This is a genomic window from Maribacter sp. IgM3_T14_3, from assembly GCF_049603095.1.
In the GTDB taxonomy this organism is placed as follows: Bacteria; Bacteroidota; Bacteroidia; order Flavobacteriales; family Flavobacteriaceae; genus Maribacter.
This window is the reverse complement of sequence record NZ_CP187138.1, coordinates 3,416,611-3,437,069: the sequence shown is the minus strand read 5'-3', so window position 1 is coordinate 3,437,069 and position 20,459 is coordinate 3,416,611. Positions and strand designations below refer to the sequence as shown.

Here is a 20,459-nt window from a genome sequence, read left to right as displayed (position 1 = left end):
TTAACACCCAACCCCATCTATTTTCGCACAAATTGTAAGGAGTCGGTTGTCTTCAAAAAAATTTCTTTTTTTGATCTCATTATTTAAGGATTAGCTATCTAAAAAATCGACCGGCTCTTTTACATTGTTTACTAACCTTTTCTAACTAACACTCAAATTAAATTTATGAGAACAAACGCGAGAAATTTTCTTACTCTGTTACTTACTTTTGTAGCGTACATTAGCTTTGCGCAAGACAAGAGTATAACAGGTACGGTCACAGATCAAACTGGTTTACCCCTGCCTGGTGTAAACATTCTTATCAAAGGCACAACAAATGGTACTCAAACAGATTTTGATGGAAATTATTCCATTGCCGCAAGCACAGGAGATGTATTAGCATTCACGTACATCGGGCTTAAAGAAACTACTAAAACAGTAGGAGGAGCAAACACAATTAATGTTCAAATGGAGGAAGATGCTCAAGCATTGGACGAAGTTGTGGTAACAGCTCTTGGTATATCTAGAGAAAAAAAATCTCTTGGTTATGCAACACAAGAAGTTCAAGGCGACCAGGTTAACACTGCCAAAGATCAAAACTTCGTTAATTCTTTATCTGGTAAAGTTGCCGGTTTAGATATTAAAAAGAGTTCTACTTTAGGGGGCTCTGCTAACGTTGTAATAAGAGGGTACTCTTCAATCACAGGTAACAACCAAGCTCTTTTCGTAGTAGATGGCGTACCACTAAACAACGACACCAACAACTCGACCTCACAGGCTGAAGGTGGTGACGGATATGACTATGGTAATGCCGCTAGTGATATTAACCCAGATGATATTGAAAGTATTAACGTTCTAAAAGGATCGGCAGCAACAGCACTTTATGGTTCAAGAGCTGCAAATGGTGTCATTATCATTAACACTAAAAAAGGAAAAAAAGGAGAAGGGTTAGGCATATCAATTACCAGCTCAGTTAACATTGGTAAATATGACAAAGATACTTTTCCGATTTTTCAACAAGAATATGGTCAAGGATATGGCCCATTTTACGGGGCTGGATATCTTGACTCAATTGATGTTGACGGTGATGGCATTGAAGACCTTACACCAGCTACAGGCGAAGATGGATCCTTTGGTTTAAGATATGATCCTAATTTAATGCTTTACCAATGGGATTCTTATTTTCCACAACTTGACACTTACTTACAAAAGAGTCCGTGGGTAGCACCGGAAAATGGCCCCGAATACATTTTTCAAAATAGTGTTACGAGCTCACAGAACATTGCAATTAGTCAAGGTTTTGAAACAGGTAGCTTAAGAATGAGCTATACTAGACTAGACCAAACAGGTATATTACCAAATAGTGAAATCGGAAGGCATAATATCGATTTAGTTGGTGTTATGGATTTGAACGACAAAATCACTGTTACAGGAAAGGCCACTTATACTAAAAGCTCTGGCTTAGGTAGATATGGTACTGGTTATGATGCAGAAAACATTATGACAAATTTTAGACAATGGTGGGCTACCAGCACAGATTTGAAAGATCAGCGCGATGCTTATTTTGCTACCAAACAGAATATTTCATGGAACCCGTCAGGACCAACTAGCTTAGGTGCCAAGTATTGGGACAACCCTTATTTCACCAGATATGAAAACTTTAATACCGATGAAAGAAATAGACTATTTGGTTATGGTAGTATTTCATATGATGTTTTACCATGGCTAGAGATTTTTGGTAGAGCAACCGTTGATAACTATGCAGAACTAAGAGAAGAAAGAAATAACATTGGTAGTATTGATACTCCAGAGTACTCTAGAAAAAATATTAACTTTTCTGAATACAACTATGATTTTTTCTTGAATTTCAAAGGTGACCTTTCTGAAAAATTTGGAATTTCAGGTGTTTTAGGTACCAATTACAGACAAACGAAAAACAATTATGTTACTGCTACAACCGATGGTGGACTTAAACTAGCCGGTATTTATGCACTTTCAAATTCAGTTAATCCTATTGTTTTTGATGCAAGTTCAGAATATGATGCAGATGTACGTGTATTTGGCGCATTTGCAAATGCAAGTATAGATTATGATAACATGTTGTTTTTAGAAGGTTCTATAAGAAATGACACTTTCTCCACATTGCCTGATGGTCAAAATTCATTTTACTATCCTGCTGTTTCTGCGAGTTTTGTTTTTTCTAATTTATTTGAAAGTAATGTCGTTTCATTTGGTAAACTTAGAGCAGGTTACGCACAAGTTGGTAACGGTGCTACCTCATATCAATTATTGAACACTTTCAATCCTATTGCAGGATTCGGAGGAGCAACACTTTACTCTAACCCTGGAACATCAAACAATCCAAATCTTAAAGAAGAAAGAACTGAAAGTAAAGAATTAGGTTTAGAGATGAATTTCTGGAACAGACGTATTGGTTTTGATGTTTCTCTTTATGAGCAAATCACTAGTGATGCAATCATCCCTGTAGAAATAACTCCTGCAACTGGTTTTACCAATACTGTGGTAAACTCTGCAGAGGTATCTAACAAAGGTGTTGAAGCACAACTATACTTTACTACGATCAAAACACCAGATTTTTCATGGAAAACAGACGTTAACTTTTCTGCTTACAAAAGTGAAGTGCTAGATCTTTTTGAAGATTCACAGAACATACTAGTTAACAGCTTCTTTGGCGTAAGTTTAAATGCTGCAAAAGGGGAAGCTTATGGTACTTTAAAGGGTACTGACTACGAGTATGTAAATGGCGAAAGAGTTGTTGGTGAAGATGGGCTATATCTTAAAACAGAATCATCACAAGAAGTACTTGGAGATATCAATCCTGATTGGAAAATGGGTCTTTCTAACACTTTCAAATATAAAGATATCAGCCTTAGCTTTTTAATTGATATTCAAGAAGGTGGTAGCGTATTTAGTGGAGATACATACTTCGGTATGGCTACTGGTATTTACGACGTTACAGCTGGTGTCAATGATTTAGGAAATCCATTAAGAGACCCTGTAACTAATGATAACACCTCTGGTGGAGTAATACTACCGGGCGTACAGGCAGACGGTTCTACAAACACAGTTAGAGCAGACTTTACCACATATGAAAATCCTTATGGAAGATACGGTAACGCACCAGATTCACAATTCGTTTACGACGCATCATACGTAAAATTAAGAGAGGTTACCCTAGGGTATTCTTTACCTAAAAGATTCATAGATAAATTACCTTTCAACGCAGTGTCATTTACTGCAGTTGGTAGAAACTTATGGATAATAAGTAAAGACCTTCCATACGCGGATCCAGAGCAAAGTTTTGGAGCAGGTAACTTACAAGGCTTCCAGATTGGTGCATATCCTTCAGTTAAGGAATATGGCTTTAACATTAAATTGCAATTCTAAAAAAAAAACAATGAGGAATATATATATAGTATTAGCATCGGCAGGTATGCTACTGTCTAGTTGCACAGAAGATATAACAGATTATAACAATGACCCAAAGTTACCAACTGCAGTACCACCAGAGACTCTTGTTGCGAACGCCGAAAAAAATTTGTCGGACAGAATTACAACAATAAGTGGAACAAATGTGTTTCGCTTATGGGCACAACACTGGTCTCAGGCTACTTATGTAGATGAATCTAATTATTTGGTTATTGGTAGAGATCCTTCACAAGCATATTGGACCACCTATTACAATAACGTAATAAATGATTTGAATTCAGCCGTTGAATTAATCGAGGCCGATGAAATATTAGAGCCGACTAAGAAATCAAATCAATTGGCAATAATTGAAACTATTAAAGTGTACACGTATCAGCATTTAGTAGATTTAAATGGGAACATTCCATATAGCGAATCAGCAGATATCAATAACCTTTTTCCGGTATATGATGATGCTGAAACTATCTACTTAGATCTAATCAGTAGAATTTCTGCTGCACAAGCTGCACTAGCAGGTGGTGGAGAGTCGTTTGGAACAAATGATATTTTCTACGGAGGTGATGTTGTTAAATGGAGAAAATTAGCAAACTCAGTAAAATTAAGATTGGGAATGCGTTTAGCCGATTTCAATTCAACCTTGGCTAGTTCTACAGTTTCTGAAGCGGTAAATGCTGGTGTATTTACATCTAATGATGATAATACAATCATTTATTATGAATCTTCACCAACTACAAACATCAACCCTATTTATAATTTATTTGAAGTACAAAATAGAAGAGAAGATTATATCGCAGGTGAAACATCAGTAAACATGTTAACTGCACTGAATAATCCCCGTCTAGATAATTATTTTACAGATAACAAAGATTCATATATTGGCGGTCCAATTGGAGGTAACAACTCTTATGCAAATTACACACATCTTAACTTTGATATTGTTGGTGACCCGACATACCCAGGGTCTATTATGGACTATGTTGAAGTTGCATTCTTTCAAGCAGAAGCTGTTGAAAGAGGTTTTATTGCTGGCGATGCCGAAGAATTTTACAATGCAGGAATCACTGCATCCATTCTTTACTATGGCGGAACGCAAGATGAAGTAGATGCTTATTTAGCACAACCAACTGTTGCATATGCCACCGCTACTGGCGATTATAAACAAAAAATAGGTACACAAAAATGGATTTCTTTATTCAATAGAGGATTTGAAGCTTGGACTGAGTATAGAAGATTAGATTGGCCAGAATTGGCTCTATCAACTCAAACACAGCAAGAAGTTCCTTTAAGGATGATATATCCTGTAAAAGAATCTGCAGTAAACGGAGCTAATTATGACGCAGCTTCTAGTGCTATTGGAGGGGACAATTTAACTACACCACTTTTTTGGGATGTAAATTAAAGATTGAGTTATAGTTTAGTTTAATGGTCAAAGGCCGATGGTAAAGCATCGGCCTTTTTCATTCTAAAATATTTTTATAAAAGAATTAGTTTTACCTATCTCAAATTAGATGCACGGTCATTTAGCTTTGTTTCGTTAAATAAGCTACCACCTTCTCGTTAAAAAAATTAGGCTGCTCTACATTAACCACATGACCACAATCTTCAACTACTATAAGTTGAGAACTTTCATGAAGTTTTACAATTTTACGAATACTAGGTAAAAACAAATAATCTTCTTCGCCCATTACATATAAGGTTGGAATTTTAATATCGGCAGAACGAAAAAAACGTAGTAACGGATTTATCTCTGAAGTAAGCTTAAACCAACGAATAAATTCTTTTTGGTACAATTTCTTTGCTTCGCGAACAAAAAGCAATCTAGACTCCCGATGGTTCTTATTCGGCATTATAATAATGGCAAAGAATTTATATAGCCATAAGTAAGGTATCACCGTTTTAAAAACAACACCAAGTTTTATTAGTATTTGAGAACGTAAATTTAGTTTCATAATAGCACCGCCCATAACCATACTCTCTACTCGTTCAGGATGATTTTCTGCTAAATTGCGAATAAGTATAGTACCTAACGAAATACCAACAAAGTGCGATTTCTCAATCTTTTCATGATCAATTACCTCAACAATGTCATTAGTAATAACATCGAAAGTATACTTCTCATCAAAAACATTCTTTAAACTAGGTTTAGAATTGCCATGACCTCTTAAATCGAGTAGCAATACATTAAAGTGTTTCTTGAATTCTCTTATTTGTTTATACCAAATTGAAGAACTACCACCAGCGCCATGAACAAACGTGACCCATTTAGAAGATGTTTTATGCCGGTAAGTTATATAGTGAAGCAACTTAATGTCTCTTTAAAAAACAGTTAATCTACAATGTATCAATTCTTTTTCAATTATTGGTTTAGGATAATCAAAATTCACTTAAAATGAATAGTCTTTTCAATATTCGTCTACAATACTGTTAAAAAAAAGACATATTACCTAATAATTAGTTGTACAGCTTAGTATACGAACGTCCAAAATTTAAATCTGAACGTATATTTGTAAGAACACAAATCTAGTATAATGAACAAGCAGTATTGTAAAGTAGGATCAGTAACACCAATAGAGGCAAATAATGATATTATTAGCTTATTGGAATACCAATATCAAATATTTTTAGAAAAAGCTTCTACTATTCAAGCGAATACACAATTAGGAGAATTTTTTGAGTCAAAAGCGCAGAAAATTAAAAGAACGTTAGAAGAATTAGTTTAGTCTTTCTAGCTCTTTCTTCATTTCTTGCTGTAATTCTTTAGCCTTAACCTTGGCTGCATCTGCAAAATTATCTTGATCAGATGCATAAATAATTCCGCGAGATGAATTAATTAGTAGACCAATATTTTTGGTCATACCATATTCACATACATCTTTTAAGCTACCCCCTTGTGCACCAACTCCTGGCACAAGCAAGAAATTTTCTGGCACAATTTTTCGAATCTCTTTAAGATATTCTGCTTTGGTAGCACCTACAACATACATTAAATTCTCGGCACCTTTATAGGTTGTCGACACAGACAGTACTTCTTTATAAAGCTCTTTACCTTCTACCTTTTTTGTCTGAAAATCAAAAGCACCTTCGTTAGACGTTAATGCCAAAAGAATGGTATGCTTGTTCTCAAAAGCTAAAAATGGCTCAACAGAATCGCGCCCCATGTACGGAGCGATAGTAATAGAATCGAAATTTAAATCTTCAAAAAATGCCTTCGCATATCTTGTAGAAGTATTACCGATATCTCCGCGCTTTGCATCGGCAATGGTGAAAATATCAGGATAATTATTATTTAAATACTTAATAGTTTTACGTAAAGCAGACCAGCCTTGTACTCCGTATGCTTCATAAAAAGCGATATTAGGCTTATATGCAACACATAATTCATGAGTTGCATCGATAATAGCTTTATTGAATGAGAATATAGGATCTTCCTCTTCCAATAAAAAAGCTGGAATCTTCTCTAAATCGGTATCGAGACCAATGCACAAAAAAGTTTGTTTTTTATGAATTTGGGCAACTAATTCTTGTGTGGTCATATATTAAAAAATCTCAGACGCTTCCTTTAATCTCTCTGTATTATCTACAAAACTTAATTCATCTATAATTCTCTGAATATCACCATCAATGATATTAGACAAATCATACAATGTTAATCCGACTCGGTGGTCAGTTACCCTACCTTGTGGGTAATTGTATGTTCTAATTTTAGCAGAACGGTCACCACTACTTACTTGAGAATTTCGTTTAGCGGCATCTTCTTCTTGCTTCTTTGCCAATTCCATATCATATAATCTGGAACGCAATACTCTAAAAGCCTTGTCTTTGTTTTTATGTTGAGATTTTTGATCTTGACACTGCGCTACCAATCCGGTTGGGATATGCGTTAAACGAACTGCTGAATATGTTGTATTCACCGACTGACCACCAGGACCAGATGAGCAGAAAAAATCTATACGTACATCTTTAGGTTCTATTTGCACATCAAACTCTTCGGCCTCTGGCAAAACCATAACCGTAGCAGCACTAGTATGTACTCTACCTTGAGTTTCTGTTTGTGGTACACGCTGTACACGGTGTACACCAGCTTCAAATTTTAATGTACCATAAACATTGTTACCGGTAACTTCGAACTGAATTTCTTTATATCCGCCATTAGTACCTTCACTAAGGTCGATTACATTAGTTTTCCATCCTCTAGACTCACAGTATTTAGTATACATTCTAAAAAGATCACCAGCAAAAATACTAGCTTCATCACCACCCGTTCCTGCTCTTATCTCAACAACTACATCTTTTGCATCTTCCGGATCTTTAGGAATCAACATGAGCTTTATATCCTCTTCAAGTTTTGGTATAGCACCTTTAGCCTCCTCCATTTGCATTTTTGCCATCTCTAGCATTTCTGCATCACTACCATCAGCAATAATTTCTTCAGCCTCCGCGATATTATTGGTCAACTCAAGGTATTCTTCTCGTTTTTCCATTAAATCCTTAAGATCCTTATACTCTTTTGTGAGTTTCACATATCTTTCCTGATCGGTAATAATATCCGGTTGAATTATAAGGTCTGAAACCTCATCAAAACGTTGTTTTACGATGTTTAACTTGTCTATCATATGCTTACTTCACTTGTATGGCAAATTTACAATAAAATTACAGACACACTAAAGTGTTTATTATGGTATGAATTAAAAAATAAGAATGTGTTTCTTTAAAAGAAAAGCTAGTTTAGCAAGATGCCATTGCTTTTATGCATTTTATTGGTGCTGTCTACAATGATTACCTCTGTATCTCCCAGTTGATTGATAAGCGCAAGCCCTGCATCGATACCCATTACAAATACTGAAGTAGCTAATGCATCTGATGTTTCGGCACTTTTGGCAAAAACCGACACACTAAGTATACCCGTCGCCGGATAACCCGTTCTCGGATTTAAAATATGAGTGTATTTTTCATTGCCCGATAGTATAAAATTACCGTCGCTACCAGTAGTAGCAACCGATGATTCAAGAATCGGTATCCAAGAAGATATGCCGCCTTTTTGATCAGGGTTCACCACCCCTATAAGCCACTTATCTCCCGTCACTTTTGTACCCCATGTGGTAATATCGCCATCTATATTGATGATACCCGCCTTAACCTCATTAGAAACTAACAAAGCTTTTACCTTATCTGCCGCAAAACCTTTACCGATACCACCAAAAGAAATACGCATTCCCTTTTTACTCAAGTAAACCGTTTGCTCTTTGCTATCTAGAATAATATTCTTGTATCCGATTTTTTGCTTTATAGATTTAACATCGTTCGAGGTAGGCATGGCTTCCATACTACCATCTAATTTCCAAATATCGTTCAATGCCGTAAATGTAATATCAAAGGCACCATCAGTTATTTCTGATAATAAAATGGATCGCTCTATTAATTTATAAAGCTCCCAACTTACAGGTACAGGCTTAATACCTGCATTTTTATTAATTAAACTAGTTTCGGATTCCTCATCCCAAGAAGAAATTAATTTTTCGATTCTTTGCACTTCTGCCAAAGCCTCTTGTATATAAATATAACCCAGCTCTTCATCTTCAGAAATTACCGTGATATCAAAATCGCCACCCATTACCTCGTACGATTTTTTTACCGTTACATACTTTTTCTCTTGACCGTACGCAAAGCAGGTCATTAGACATAATATTAAGGCATAAATCTTTTTCACTTATTTCTCTAATTGGGGATACATATGAACATAAAGAATAAATAAGTTAGGTTGGTGTAGTTGTGGTTTAATGATATGTTGCGCGATGATTATTCAAAAACACGCAATATAGAACCCTCAAGGCTGGTATTGTAAATTTTTAATGCCTTAGATGTGCTGTTCGGAATTTCATTTAACGGCGTACCAGTTTGAGAAAATTTAGATCCGTGAACATCGCAATAGAAAATACCACCGTCTTGATTTACAAAACGTACTTGATCATATTGCTCATGGCTACAAATTTGAGTTGCAGCAACAAATTCACCTTCTAGATTTTTAACAACAACCACTAAATTTTTCAGAATAAAGCCACCATTATTTGCCAGCTTTGCAGCTTCAGTAGACTCAAGGTCAATTGTAAAATCTACATCTGTTGGTTGGGCTACAATATCACCTTCTACGTCGCTATCTTTTGAACAGCTTCCTAAACAAGGAAAAGTAATTGCAAAGGCAGCACCCGCCCCAAGCGTTCGTAAAAATTCTTTTCTTTCCATAGCAAGATAGGTTTATACAAAAAGAACGATTTATTTACCCTAATCGTATACGTTAATACACAAAGGTGCCATACTTACTTGAAATTGTTAGTTTTTTAGAATCTGAAGCCTCTACCCTACCAATAATTTGGGCATTTACACCAAAACTCTTCGAGATTTCAATAATATCATTTGCGATATTTTCAGGAAGATAAAACTCTAATCTATGACCACAATTAAAAACTTTATACATCTCTTTCCAATCTGTACCAGACTGTTCTTGAATCAATTGAAAAAGTGGTGGCACATCGAATAAGTTATCTTTTACCACATGTAATTCATCAATAAAATGAAGAATTTTTGTTTGTGCCCCTCCACTACAATGAATCATTCCGTGGATTTCATTTGAACTATATTTTGAAAGTATTTTTTTAACGATAGGCGCATAAGTTCTCGTTGGCGACAGCACCAATTTACCTGCATCGATCGGCGAATTCTCGACCCTATCGGTCAACTTTATAGTACCAGAATAGACAAGATCTTTAGGTACTTCTGCGTCAAAACTTTCTGGAAATTTATCTGCCAAATAGTTTGAAAAAACATCATGTCGGGCAGAAGTGAGTCCGTTACTTCCCATTCCGCCATTATATTCTTTTTCATAATTAGCTTGACCAAAAGACTCTAGGCCAACGATTACATCTCCTGCTTTTATATTCGCATTGTCGATAACATCGCTTCTTTTTAATCTAGCAGTAACTGTAGAATCTACAATAATGGTTCTTACCAAATCACCTACGTCGGCAGTTTCACCACCCGTAGAGTGAATTGTAATACCAAATTCCCCTAAATCATTAATCAATTCTTCGGTACCATTTATTATTGCCGATAGCACCTCACCCGGAATTTTATTTTTATTTCTACCTATAGTAGAAGAAAGCATAATGTTATCGGTTGCCCCAACACAGATCAAATCATCAATATTCATGATTAATGCATCTTGAGCAATACCTTTCCACACAGAGATATCTCCGGTTTCTTTCCAGTACATATATGCCAAAGAAGACTTGGTGCCCGCACCATCAGCATGCATTACCAAGCAATAATTTTCATCACCTGTTAAATAATCAGGGACTATTTTACAAAATGCCTTCGGAAAAAGACCTTTATCGATATTCTTGATGGCATTGTGTACATCTTCCTTTGAGGCAGACACGCCTCGTTGCTGATATCTTTCACTGCTTGATGTGGACATAACTTAAATTTGTGGCAAAAATAAGGGAATCATTAAAACTGCCACTGTTGTTCAGCTTAATATTCCCTCATTTTTTTTAATTATGAATTCGACTTACTCAATAAATAATAATTCTCTGTATTTTGTTAGTGGCCACAGGTTATTGTCCATCAACTTTTCTAATTTATCGCTATGCATTCTTATTTCTGAAAAATAAGGCTTTACATTATTGCAATACGAATCTGCTTTCTTTTTAGTGTCTTTCATAGCATTTGCTTTTTTACGAGCATCTGCCATCGCGTCTACCATTTTCTTGATACCGACCACATGCTCTGCAATTTCTTCGATCATAGTTAATTGACCCTCAGAGAATTTTTTATGTGCAGCCCCATAGATCTCCTTTAAACCAGCAACATTTTTTATCAGCCTGTTTTGGTATTCTAGAGCTGCAGGCATAATGTAACCATAAACCAATTCATTATACACCCTACCCTCTATTTGTACGTGCATAATATAATTTTCTAAATCTACTTCTTGGCGAGCGCAAATTTCAACCTCGCTCATTACGTTCATTGTCTCAAAAAGTGCAATACTCTCTTTAGAGGTTAATATTTCAAGAGCTTCAGGCGTATTTCTATTATTACTTAATTTTCTTCTTTTCGCCTCATTTTCCCAATCTGCACTGTAGCCATCACCATCAAAACGAATACGCTTCGATGTTTTTATATACTCACGAAGCACGTTGAACACAGCTTCATCTTTTTTCAAGCTTTTTTTATCGATCAATATATCGACCTCTTTTTTAAAATCTCTTAATTGCTTAGCAACTATTGTATTTAAAACGGTCATTGGCTTAGCGCAATTTGTTTTTGCACCAACGCCACGCATTTCAAATTTATTACCTGTAAAGGCAAAAGGCGATGTTCTATTACGATCGGTATTGTCCATCAAAATTTCTGGAATTTTACCTACGACATTTAATTTCAGTTCTGTTTTTTCTTCTGGAGACAACTTACCTTTAGAAACCCCTTCTAACTCATCAAGCACACTACTTAACTGAGTACCAACGAAAATGGAAAAAATAGCTGGCGGAGCTTCATTTGCTCCCAAACGATAATCATTACCTGCCGATGCAATTGAAGAACGCAAAAGCTCTTCGTAGGTATCAACTGCTTTTATCGTATTAATAAAGAAAGTCAAAAATTGTAAGTTCTTCATCGGTGTAGAACCCGGACTCAATAAATTTACCCCGGTATCTGTAGCCAATGACCAGTTATTATGTTTACCAGAACCATTAATACCAGCAAATGGCTTTTCATGAAAAAGTACTTTAAAATGGTGCTTAACTGCAATTTTATCCATCACATCCATCAACAACAAGTTATGATCAATGGCAAGGTTGGCTTCTTCAAAAACAGGAGCCAATTCGAACTGATTCGGAGCCACTTCATTATGTCTTGTTTTCACCGGGATACCGAGTTTAGTACATTCCTTTTCCAAATCGCTCATAAAACTTAATACACGACTCGGTATTACTCCGAAATAATGGTCATCTAACTGTTGCCCTTTTGCAGGTGTTTCACCCACCAAAGTGCGACCCGTCATCATTATATCTGGTCTAGAATAGGCAAGCGCCTTATCTATCAAAAAATATTCTTGCTCCCAACCTAAGGTAGCGTTAACCTTTGTAACCGTTTTATCGAAATACTTCGCAACAGCTGTAGCAGCATCATCAACGGCACTTAACGCTCTCAATAAAGGAGCTTTGTTATCTAAAGCTTCACCCGTATACGAAACAAAAATAGTAGGTATACATAAGGTCGTACCATAAATAAAAGCTGGTGAAGAAGGGTCCCAAGCTGTATATCCCCTTGCTTCGAACGTATTTCTAATTCCACCACTCGGAAAACTCGAAGCATCTGGTTCTTGCTGAACTAATTGTCCGCCACCAAATTTTTCTAATGCCGTACCATCTGGCAAAAGATCAAAAAATGCATCGTGCTTTTCTGCCGTAGAACCCGTTAAGGGCTGAAACCAATGTGTGTAATGCGTAGCACCCATGGTAATTGCCCAACCTTTAATAGCTTCGGCAACTTGATCGGCTATTTTGCGATCAATTTTAGATCCCGAAACCATAGTACCTTTTAAACTTTCTAAAGCATCTTTGGTAAGATATTGCAACATCTTTTTTTGATTGAACACGTTGACTCCGAACAAGTCAGACCGTCTTCCTTTCTCCTCAACAGCAATACTAGTTCTCTTCTGGCTTTCGGCAATTGCAGCAAATCTTGATGATATCATATGTAAATACATTGTTAATTTGACAAAATTACGTTCAATAAATAGAAATATGATAAAATACCCGATAAAAAATAGGGGTTGATAACAATAAATTTAATTTTTACAGATTAACCCCCTCAAAAATTCGTACAGATTGATAAAAAACATATTTTTGTTTGTCTTTTATTAAAAAATAACGAACATATTATGGCTAAAATTAAATTAGAATACATCTGGTTAGATGGATACTTTCCAACACAAAACATGCGAAGCAAAACGAAAGTTGAAGAGCATGAAGATTTCAAGGGAACTTTAGAAGAATTAGGTAATTGGTCTTTCGATGGATCATCTACTAGACAAGCTGAAGGCGGTTCTTCTGATTGTTTGTTAGTACCTGTAGCTATTTATCCTGATCCAGACAGAATCAACGGTTATTTAGTAATGACAGAAGTTATGAATCCTGATGGAACACCTCACGTATCTAATGGAAGAGCAACCATCGATGACGAAGATGATGATTTCTGGTTCGGTTTTGAGCAAGAGTATTTTATTATGGATACTAAAACTCAATTACCATTAGGTTTCCCTATTGGAGGCTACCCTGCACCACAAGGTATGTACTACTGTTCAGTTGGTGGTAAAAATACTCACGGTAGAGATTTAGTTGAAGAACATGCTGATTTATGTATCGAGGCAGGTTTAAACTTTGAAGGAATTAACCAAGAGGTTGCTTCAGGACAATGGGAATTTCAATTATTCGCAAAAGGCGCTAAAAAAGCTGGTGATGAAATCTGGATTGCAAGATACCTTCTTGACAGATTAACTGAAAAATATGGTTATTATATTGAGTACCATCCAAAACCATTAGGTAAAGATATGGACTGGAACGGTTCAGGTATGCATGCTAACTTCTCTAACACTGCTTTAAGAACTAGTGGAAGTAAAGAGGTTTATGCTGCAATCTGTGAATCTTTTAGACCATTTGTAAAAGAACATATTGCGGTTTACGGTGAGTTTAACGACCAACGTTTAACAGGTTTACACGAAACTGCTTCAATAAATGATTTCTCTTGGGGTGTTTCCGATAGAGGAGCTTCTATACGTATTCCACTAATTGCAGTACAAAAAGGTTATAAAGGATGGTTAGAAGATAGAAGACCAGCTTCTAATGGTGATCCATACAAAATTGCTGCTAGAATCATTAAAACTGTAAAAACAGCTAAATTCTAATACCAAATTAATTGTTGATTATACTAAAAACGCCTTGAACTTGTTCAGGGCGTTTTTTATTGGTTTAATTTTTAAAAACTTTTACTTACCCTATGGTAACATATATAAAGGACAAATAGACTCCTATTAATATCAAACCATCTCTCCAACCCAAACGCAATCCTTTTGGTATAAAAACCAATGGTAGAATAAGAAAAGATATACCCAACATCCAGAAGATATCATTTGTCAGCAAACCTTGATCCATAACGGTAATAGGGGTAATTATAGAAGTAATACCTAAAACTGCAAGTAGATTAAAAATATTAGACCCAATTAGATTCCCTAAAGAAATAGCTTTTTCTTTTTTTATGACGGCAATTATTGACGCTGCAAGTTCAGGAATACTTGTACCAATAGAAACAATTGTTATGGCAATTACACGTTCACTTACACCGAATACGGTCGCCATACCCACTGCCCCATTAATCAATAGTTCAGATCCGCCCCAAAGCGCTCCGCCACCCAAACCTAAGAATAAAGCGGTCTTATACGTAGGCATCATAACATCTGGTTCATCTTCTTCATCGATAACCGCAGGCTTTTGAAAACGTAACAAATACACTAAGAACAAGAAGAGGAAAATGACCATTATTATACCTTCATATTGCTCTAATACTCCGTCAAAATATATAAAGAAGAAAAATAGTAAAGAGGCGAGCATCATTACCGGCCAATCTGTGGTATAGAAACTTTTACTGACATCGATAGGGCTCAACAAAATCGTAATAGCCAGTACAAGACCCAGGTTTGCGATATTAGAACCAACCACGTTACCTAGGGCCAAATCTGGAAACCCGTCAAGAGCCGCATTTATACTCACAATCAGTTCTGGCGCCGATGTTGTAAAAGACACCACGGTCATACCAATTACAATTTTCGGAATCTTTAATTTCAACGATAAATCTACCGCAGCTTTCAATAGCCAGTTTCCACCTGCAATTAATAATATGAGTCCGCCAACTATAAATAAGAAATCTTGCATGAAAAGAATTTTGGTAAATATAATTAGAACATATCTCTTGGCATATGACAAATGATATGATATGAAAACTAAATTTATCGTTAAATAACTATTTTTATAGTTTTAAAACTATAAAAATAGTTTACATTAGCCGTATAATTATTTTATGATGGAAAAACTTACGAATAAAGAAGAGGAAATAATGAAAATTCTATGGCAGCTAAAAAAAGCTTTTGTCAAAGAGATAATGGAAGAAATCACAGAAAGTAAACCACATTACAATACATTATCTACAATTGTAAGAAATTTAGAAGAGAAGAAATTTGTAGGTTTTACCGCGTTTGGTAAAACACACCAATATTACCCAATAATTAAAAAAGAAGAGTATTACAAAGCATTTATAAATGAAGATATGGTAGGGTATTTTGATAATTCCTATAAAAACCTTGTTTCCTTTTTTGCCAAGGAAGAAAAAATTTCGGTGAAAGAATTAAAAGAAATTATCAATTTAATTGAAAACGGAAAATAGATGGAAGCATTCTGTTATTACTTACTAAAGTCTAGTTTCATATTGTTCCTGTTCTTTGTGTGCTATCACCTATTACTTAGAAAAGAAACCCTTTTTAAATTTAATAGAGGCTATTTAATTGTTGGAATACTTGTCTCATTGATATTACCATGTATCTACATCACCAATTTTATTGACATACCTTTTATAAACTGGACGAATTCAACAAATTTAGCTACATCTAATATCGAACAACCGCTTATAAAAAGAATATCGCCCTTTATTATCCTTATCATTATATATACTTCTGGTCTTTGTATATTTTTATATAAATTAATCCGCCAAACAGTACAACTTAAAAGACTTATCCATCAAGGAACTATTGAAAATATAGGAACAGCTACTCATATAACTACAAAGGAGCAATTAGCACCATTTTCGTTTTTCCATTATATTATATACAATCCCAATGTCCATACAAAGCAAGAACTAGAAACTATTTTAGCTCATGAAGAGGTACATGTAAAACAGAAACACTCATTTGATATTATACTTATAGAAGTCTTTTTAACGCTGCAATGGTTTAATCCAATAGCCTGGTTTTACAGAACAGCGATAAAACAAAATTTAGAGTTTCTTGCAGATAGTGACAACGCTCAAATATTACAAAATAAAAAAGCTTATCAATATACACTTCTACAACAAGTAATAAGTAATCATCAATTATCTATCATTAATCCATTTTTTAATTCATTAATCAAAAAACGAATCGTTATGATCAATCAACAAAAGTCAAAAAAAGTAAACGCGTTAAAAAGTTTATGCATTCTACCATTACTAGGGCTATTCTTAATCAGTTTTAATACCCGAGAGTATTACAAATCTGAAAGTATCAATGAAACTATCAATACAAAAAATATAATTGAAGCGGTCATAGACAAGAACACTACCGATTCAGAGCTATTGAAAATCAAAGTTTATTTAGCTGACAACAATTTCGACTTATCATACACCGCTGTACGTAATAAAAATCAAGAGATACAGAGTCTATCATTACAAATTAGTGGTCTAAGCAAATCCAAAGGCGAGGTAAACAGTCGTTTTAACACAGTTTCAGACAATGACACTATTGACCCTACATATATAATAATTAATACGGTCATGAACAGTATATCAATTAAAAGTGCTAATCAAAAAGCGACCGAGTCTAAAAGTTCAAAAGAACGTAAAAATAAACAAGTTTCAATCAGTTCTTCAACATCCAACGATTATGACATCAAAATAGTTGAAGATGAAAAAAGTGAGTTTAAATTTTCTACGAATGATGACACTAAAGAACCTATGTATTTTGTAGATGGCATAAAAAGCAATTCTGAAACCGTTAATAAATTAGATACAAATACTATTGCTTCTATGAATGTAATAAAAGGTGAATCTGCGAAACAGAAATATGGGGAAGAGGGTAAAAACGGAGTCATAGAGATCATTACTAAAAAATAAAGCTTTACAGCTATTATAACTGCCCGATGGTTTTAAAAACATCGGGCTTTCTTGTATTAAATAATGAAACTGTAAAATTTAACCCATTTTAGCAATTTTTATGCCTACAATTTGAAAAATCATACAAAATACCACCTGCGATTATACCAATCTAAAACCTAAATGAATGTTATGATTTCAATATACAACTATAGACTAGGCTAATGATACTATAATGTAATTAATTCTATTAAAATACTTACATATTAGTAGTCAAATGCAATAATTTAAAGGACTATCTCATAAAGTGTGTAAATAAAAAAATAGCGGGGGCATGCCCCCGCTATTTTTTTAACTTTAAATTTTCACACCATTATGAAGAAAGAGGAATTATTCAACGATGAGTTCTTAAAACAGTTCAAGACCGGTGACGAGCTGAACGGTTTTCTGAAAGAACTCCAAAAACGTGGTATCGAGAAGATGCTGGAAGGCGAGCTTGACGGCCACCTCGATTATGACAAACATGGAAAGGCCAGGAACGGGAACACACGTAACGGCCATTCGACCAAAAAAGTCCGTACCTCCTTCGGGGAATCAAGGATCGCGGTGCCAAGGGACAGGGATGCCAGTTTCAACCCCATGATCGTGCCCAAGCGCGGTAATATGGTCGACGGTATCGAGAACGTGATCGTATCGCTCTATGCCAAGGGAATGAGCAACAGCGATATCGAAGAGCAGATACGGGAGGTCTACAACTTCGATATCTCCACATCCACCATATCGAGGATAACCGACAAGATCTCCGGGGACATCGTCGCTTGGCAGAACAGGCCATTGGAACCGATATACCTTATCGTCTGGATGGACGGGATCGTGTTCAAGGTACGCGAGAACTCGAAGGTCATCAACAAAACGGTCTATATCGCGGTAGGATTGCGCAGGGACGGTAAGAAAGAGGTCCTTGGGCTTTGGTTGGGCAAGAACGAGTCCGCCGCTTTTTGGATGAGCGTACTGACCGATATACGCGCCCGTGGCACCGAGGACATCCTGATAACCGCAACCGATAATCTGAACGGGTTCACCCAGACCATCAAGAACGTGTTCCCCGAATCCAAGACCCAGATATGTGTGGTGCATCAAATAAGGAATGCCTGTAGGTACGTTGTCTGGAAGGACAAAAAAGCCTTTACAACAGATATGAAACTTATCTACAACGCACCTACACAAGCTGCGGCGAAGGCCGCCCTAAAGGACTTTGCGGACAAATGGGAAGGGAAGTACTCCTATGCCGTCAAAAGCTGGAGGGACAACTGGGACGAGCTTACCGTGTTCTTCGAGTTCCCCATCGAGATCAGGAAAATAATCTATACCACCAACCTTATCGAGAACCTGAACGGCAAGATCAGGAAGTACACCAAGAACAAGCTGTCCTTCCCGACGGACGATGCCGTGATGAAATCCGTATATTTGGCGGTAAGGGAGGCCACCAAAAAGTGGTCGATGCCTGTAAGGAACTGGGGCATAATCCTAAATCAGTTCCTGACGATCTATGAAAAAAGGGTCAGACTTTAGATAAAAGTCCAACCCCTGTTATTTTTAACTTACACAGTTAATGGGATAGTGTCTAATTTAACATTTTACATTTGTAAGAAGTACACCACAACTATACCTTTCCAAAACAATCAATAAATTAAATCAACCACTAAAATCCAACTACCATGATTGCTTTGATAAAAATAATAATTGTCTTAATTTTTAGTATAATCATTACCTTGGTTTATCGATAAATATTTTACAGATCTTTATGCATAGAAACCTTGCAACTCGATCAAACGCTGCGTTATTTATGTATTTTTGTAAAAACTACTACTTTGAAAACGAAGTTATACAAACTAATTGCCAAGCTTAATAAAGTATTGCTACCCTCTTATAGCAAACAACGTTTAGATTTATCTAAAGCAAGTAAGTTACAAATGGCTTTAATCGGCTGGCGATATTTCGTTACCACAAATGCATTAGACTAATATTTTATTAAAGATTTTACCTGGTAGTTACTTATTTTAGAATCGCCCTCAAGAAAAGTAAGCTCAATAAGAAAATTACATTGCACTATTTCTCCTCCTAATTTTTCAATTAATTTACAAGCTGCACTTGCAGTGCCACCTGTTGCCAAAACATCATCGTGTATTAATACCCTATCGCCTTTCTCGATACCATCAATATGAATCTCTAAGGTATCTGTGCCATATTCTAGGTCATATGTTTCACTTATGGTAGTAGATGGCAATTTGCCTGACTTGCGCACTGGCACGAATCCGGCATCGAGTTTTTCGGCTAAAATAGGTCCAAATATGAAACCTCTACTTTCCATACCTACCACTTTGTCTATTTTTTGTCCTTCTAATAAATGAAACAGCGCGTTTGCCGTTTCTTTAAGAGTAGTTGGGCTTTGTAGTAACAAAGTGATGTCTTTAAAAATGACTCCTTCCTTCGGAAAATTAGGTATATCTCTAATTAAGCTTTTAAAATTAATTTAATATTGTCTTCTTTATTTTGTGGTAAATGTAAAAAGAAATATATTTGCACCCCGCTAAGGGAAAAATCAAAATGGCCTCGTGGCGCAACTGAATAGCGCACTTGATTACGGCTCAAGAGGTTACTGGTTTGAATCCAGTCGAGGTCACAAGAATCCAAACCCTGCAAATTTAAAATTTGCAGGGTTTTTTGTTTTTTAGATGTTATATAAAATGAATTATTGTAATCTGCATCAGCAACAAATCATGAAAATTTGCTATCGATTAAATAAAAATGATGCGATTATAAAAAATAGGGATTAGACTTTTATCTCTAAAAATTATTTAATTCATAGAAGCCAATTATGCTTACTTTAACCCATTCTCAATCTTATTTTAGATTACTCTTTCACGTGCAAAAAGTTTTATAACGATAGTTCAATCGAGAATCACTGTAGTAGCAATAGTCCTAGTATTACACTTCAATATAAGGCAGATTAGCATTTAATAATATGAATGGAAGCTAGCGGAAAGAAATAAGGAAGAACTCTATTTAAAATAAAACAG

At 35.6% G+C, this 20,459-nt stretch carries 17 protein-coding genes and 1 tRNA gene; 9 read left to right on the top strand and 9 right to left on the bottom strand.

Annotated features, from left to right (window positions below):
* Window positions 1–165 precede the first annotated feature (165 nt).
* Both ACPF9A_RS15375 and ACPF9A_RS15370 read left to right on the top strand, forming a co-directional pair.
* A complete protein-coding gene (locus ACPF9A_RS15375; protein WP_423998345.1) occupies window positions 166–3,387 on the top strand; it encodes a SusC/RagA family TonB-linked outer membrane protein in 3,222 nt (1,073 codons plus the stop codon).
* Between the two features lie 10 nt (window positions 3,388–3,397).
* Entirely contained in the window at window positions 3,398–4,828 is a 1,431-nt protein-coding gene (locus tag ACPF9A_RS15370) for a SusD/RagB family nutrient-binding outer membrane lipoprotein (protein ID WP_423998343.1), read from the top strand.
* 121 nt (window positions 4,829–4,949) lie between these two features.
* Here the strand turns inward: ACPF9A_RS15370 and ACPF9A_RS15365 are convergent, their stop codons facing one another.
* Window positions 4,950–5,732, bottom strand: coding sequence for an alpha/beta fold hydrolase (locus tag ACPF9A_RS15365; protein WP_423998341.1), 783 nt, complete (start codon window positions 5,730–5,732; stop codon window positions 4,950–4,952).
* A 225-nt stretch (window positions 5,733–5,957) separates the two neighbouring features.
* Here ACPF9A_RS15365 and ACPF9A_RS15360 point away from each other — a divergent pair, with 225 nt between their 5' ends.
* Entirely contained in the window at window positions 5,958–6,149 is a 192-nt protein-coding gene (locus ACPF9A_RS15360; RefSeq protein WP_423998339.1) for a hypothetical protein, read from the top strand.
* Here ACPF9A_RS15360 and pyrF read toward each other — a convergent pair.
* From pyrF to ACPF9A_RS15330, 6 genes are all read right to left on the bottom strand, one after another.
* Window positions 6,141–6,962 (bottom strand): orotidine-5'-phosphate decarboxylase, encoded by an 822-nt coding sequence (pyrF, locus tag ACPF9A_RS15355; protein WP_423998337.1) that lies wholly within the window; start codon window positions 6,960–6,962, stop codon window positions 6,141–6,143. The two genes, ACPF9A_RS15360 and pyrF, sit on opposite strands and share 9 nt — an antisense overlap.
* A 3-nt stretch (window positions 6,963–6,965) precedes the next feature.
* The gene (gene prfA, locus ACPF9A_RS15350) at window positions 6,966–8,042 is read right to left on the bottom strand and encodes a peptide chain release factor 1 (protein WP_423998336.1); all 1,077 of its coding nucleotides are present in this window, start codon (window positions 8,040–8,042) and stop codon (window positions 6,966–6,968) included.
* Window positions 8,043–8,149: 107 nt separating this feature from the next.
* Window positions 8,150–9,103, bottom strand: a complete 954-nt coding sequence (locus ACPF9A_RS15345) for an FAD:protein FMN transferase (protein ID WP_423998334.1) — start codon at window positions 9,101–9,103, stop codon at window positions 8,150–8,152.
* A gap of 122 nt (window positions 9,104–9,225) precedes the next feature.
* A complete protein-coding gene (locus tag ACPF9A_RS15340; protein WP_423998332.1) occupies window positions 9,226–9,669 on the bottom strand; it encodes a ubiquinol-cytochrome c reductase iron-sulfur subunit in 444 nt (147 codons plus the stop codon).
* A gap of 52 nt (window positions 9,670–9,721) precedes the next feature.
* Window positions 9,722–10,900 carry an AIR synthase related protein gene (locus ACPF9A_RS15335; RefSeq protein ID WP_423998331.1) on the bottom strand — a complete coding sequence of 393 codons (1,179 nt, stop codon included), beginning with the start codon at window positions 10,898–10,900 and terminating at the stop codon, window positions 9,722–9,724.
* Between the two features lie 93 nt (window positions 10,901–10,993).
* Window positions 10,994–13,180, bottom strand: a complete 2,187-nt coding sequence (locus ACPF9A_RS15330) for a glutamine synthetase III (protein WP_423998330.1) — start codon at window positions 13,178–13,180, stop codon at window positions 10,994–10,996.
* A 186-nt stretch (window positions 13,181–13,366) separates the two neighbouring features.
* Between ACPF9A_RS15330 and ACPF9A_RS15325 the strand changes: the two genes are divergently transcribed.
* Window positions 13,367–14,389, top strand: coding sequence for a glutamine synthetase beta-grasp domain-containing protein (locus ACPF9A_RS15325; RefSeq protein WP_423998329.1), 1,023 nt, complete (start codon window positions 13,367–13,369; stop codon window positions 14,387–14,389).
* 85 nt (window positions 14,390–14,474) lie between these two features.
* Here the strand turns inward: ACPF9A_RS15325 and ACPF9A_RS15320 are convergent, their stop codons facing one another.
* Entirely contained in the window at window positions 14,475–15,413 is a 939-nt protein-coding gene (locus tag ACPF9A_RS15320; protein ID WP_423998327.1) for a calcium/sodium antiporter, read from the bottom strand.
* Window positions 15,414–15,561: 148 nt separating this feature from the next.
* On the opposite strand from ACPF9A_RS15320, the gene ACPF9A_RS15315 reads away from it, so the two are divergent.
* The 4 genes from ACPF9A_RS15315 (at window position 15,562) to ACPF9A_RS15300 (ending at window position 19,403) form a co-directional block, all read left to right on the top strand.
* Window positions 15,562–15,921 carry a BlaI/MecI/CopY family transcriptional regulator gene (locus ACPF9A_RS15315; protein ID WP_424004495.1) on the top strand — a complete coding sequence of 120 codons (360 nt, stop codon included), beginning with the start codon at window positions 15,562–15,564 and terminating at the stop codon, window positions 15,919–15,921.
* Window positions 15,922–17,400 carry a M56 family metallopeptidase gene (locus tag ACPF9A_RS15310; protein ID WP_423998326.1) on the top strand — a complete coding sequence of 493 codons (1,479 nt, stop codon included), beginning with the start codon at window positions 15,922–15,924 and terminating at the stop codon, window positions 17,398–17,400.
* Window positions 17,401–17,754: 354 nt separating this feature from the next.
* Entirely contained in the window at window positions 17,755–18,951 is a 1,197-nt protein-coding gene (locus ACPF9A_RS15305; RefSeq protein WP_423997793.1) for an IS256 family transposase, read from the top strand.
* 299 nt (window positions 18,952–19,250) lie between these two features.
* Window positions 19,251–19,403: an SsrA-binding protein gene (locus ACPF9A_RS15300; protein WP_423998325.1), complete on the top strand. Its 153-nt coding sequence runs from the start codon at window positions 19,251–19,253 to the stop codon at window positions 19,401–19,403.
* Here the strand turns inward: ACPF9A_RS15300 and ACPF9A_RS15295 are convergent.
* Window positions 19,400–19,912 carry an adenine phosphoribosyltransferase gene (locus ACPF9A_RS15295; RefSeq protein ID WP_424004493.1) on the bottom strand — a complete coding sequence of 171 codons (513 nt, stop codon included), beginning with the start codon at window positions 19,910–19,912 and terminating at the stop codon, window positions 19,400–19,402. The genes ACPF9A_RS15300 and ACPF9A_RS15295 overlap by 4 nt on opposite strands.
* A 76-nt stretch (window positions 19,913–19,988) precedes the next feature.
* Here ACPF9A_RS15295 and ACPF9A_RS15290 point away from each other — a divergent pair.
* Window positions 19,989–20,062: transfer RNA gene (locus ACPF9A_RS15290), tRNA-Arg, on the top strand.
* Window positions 20,063–20,459: the final 397 nt, after the last annotated feature.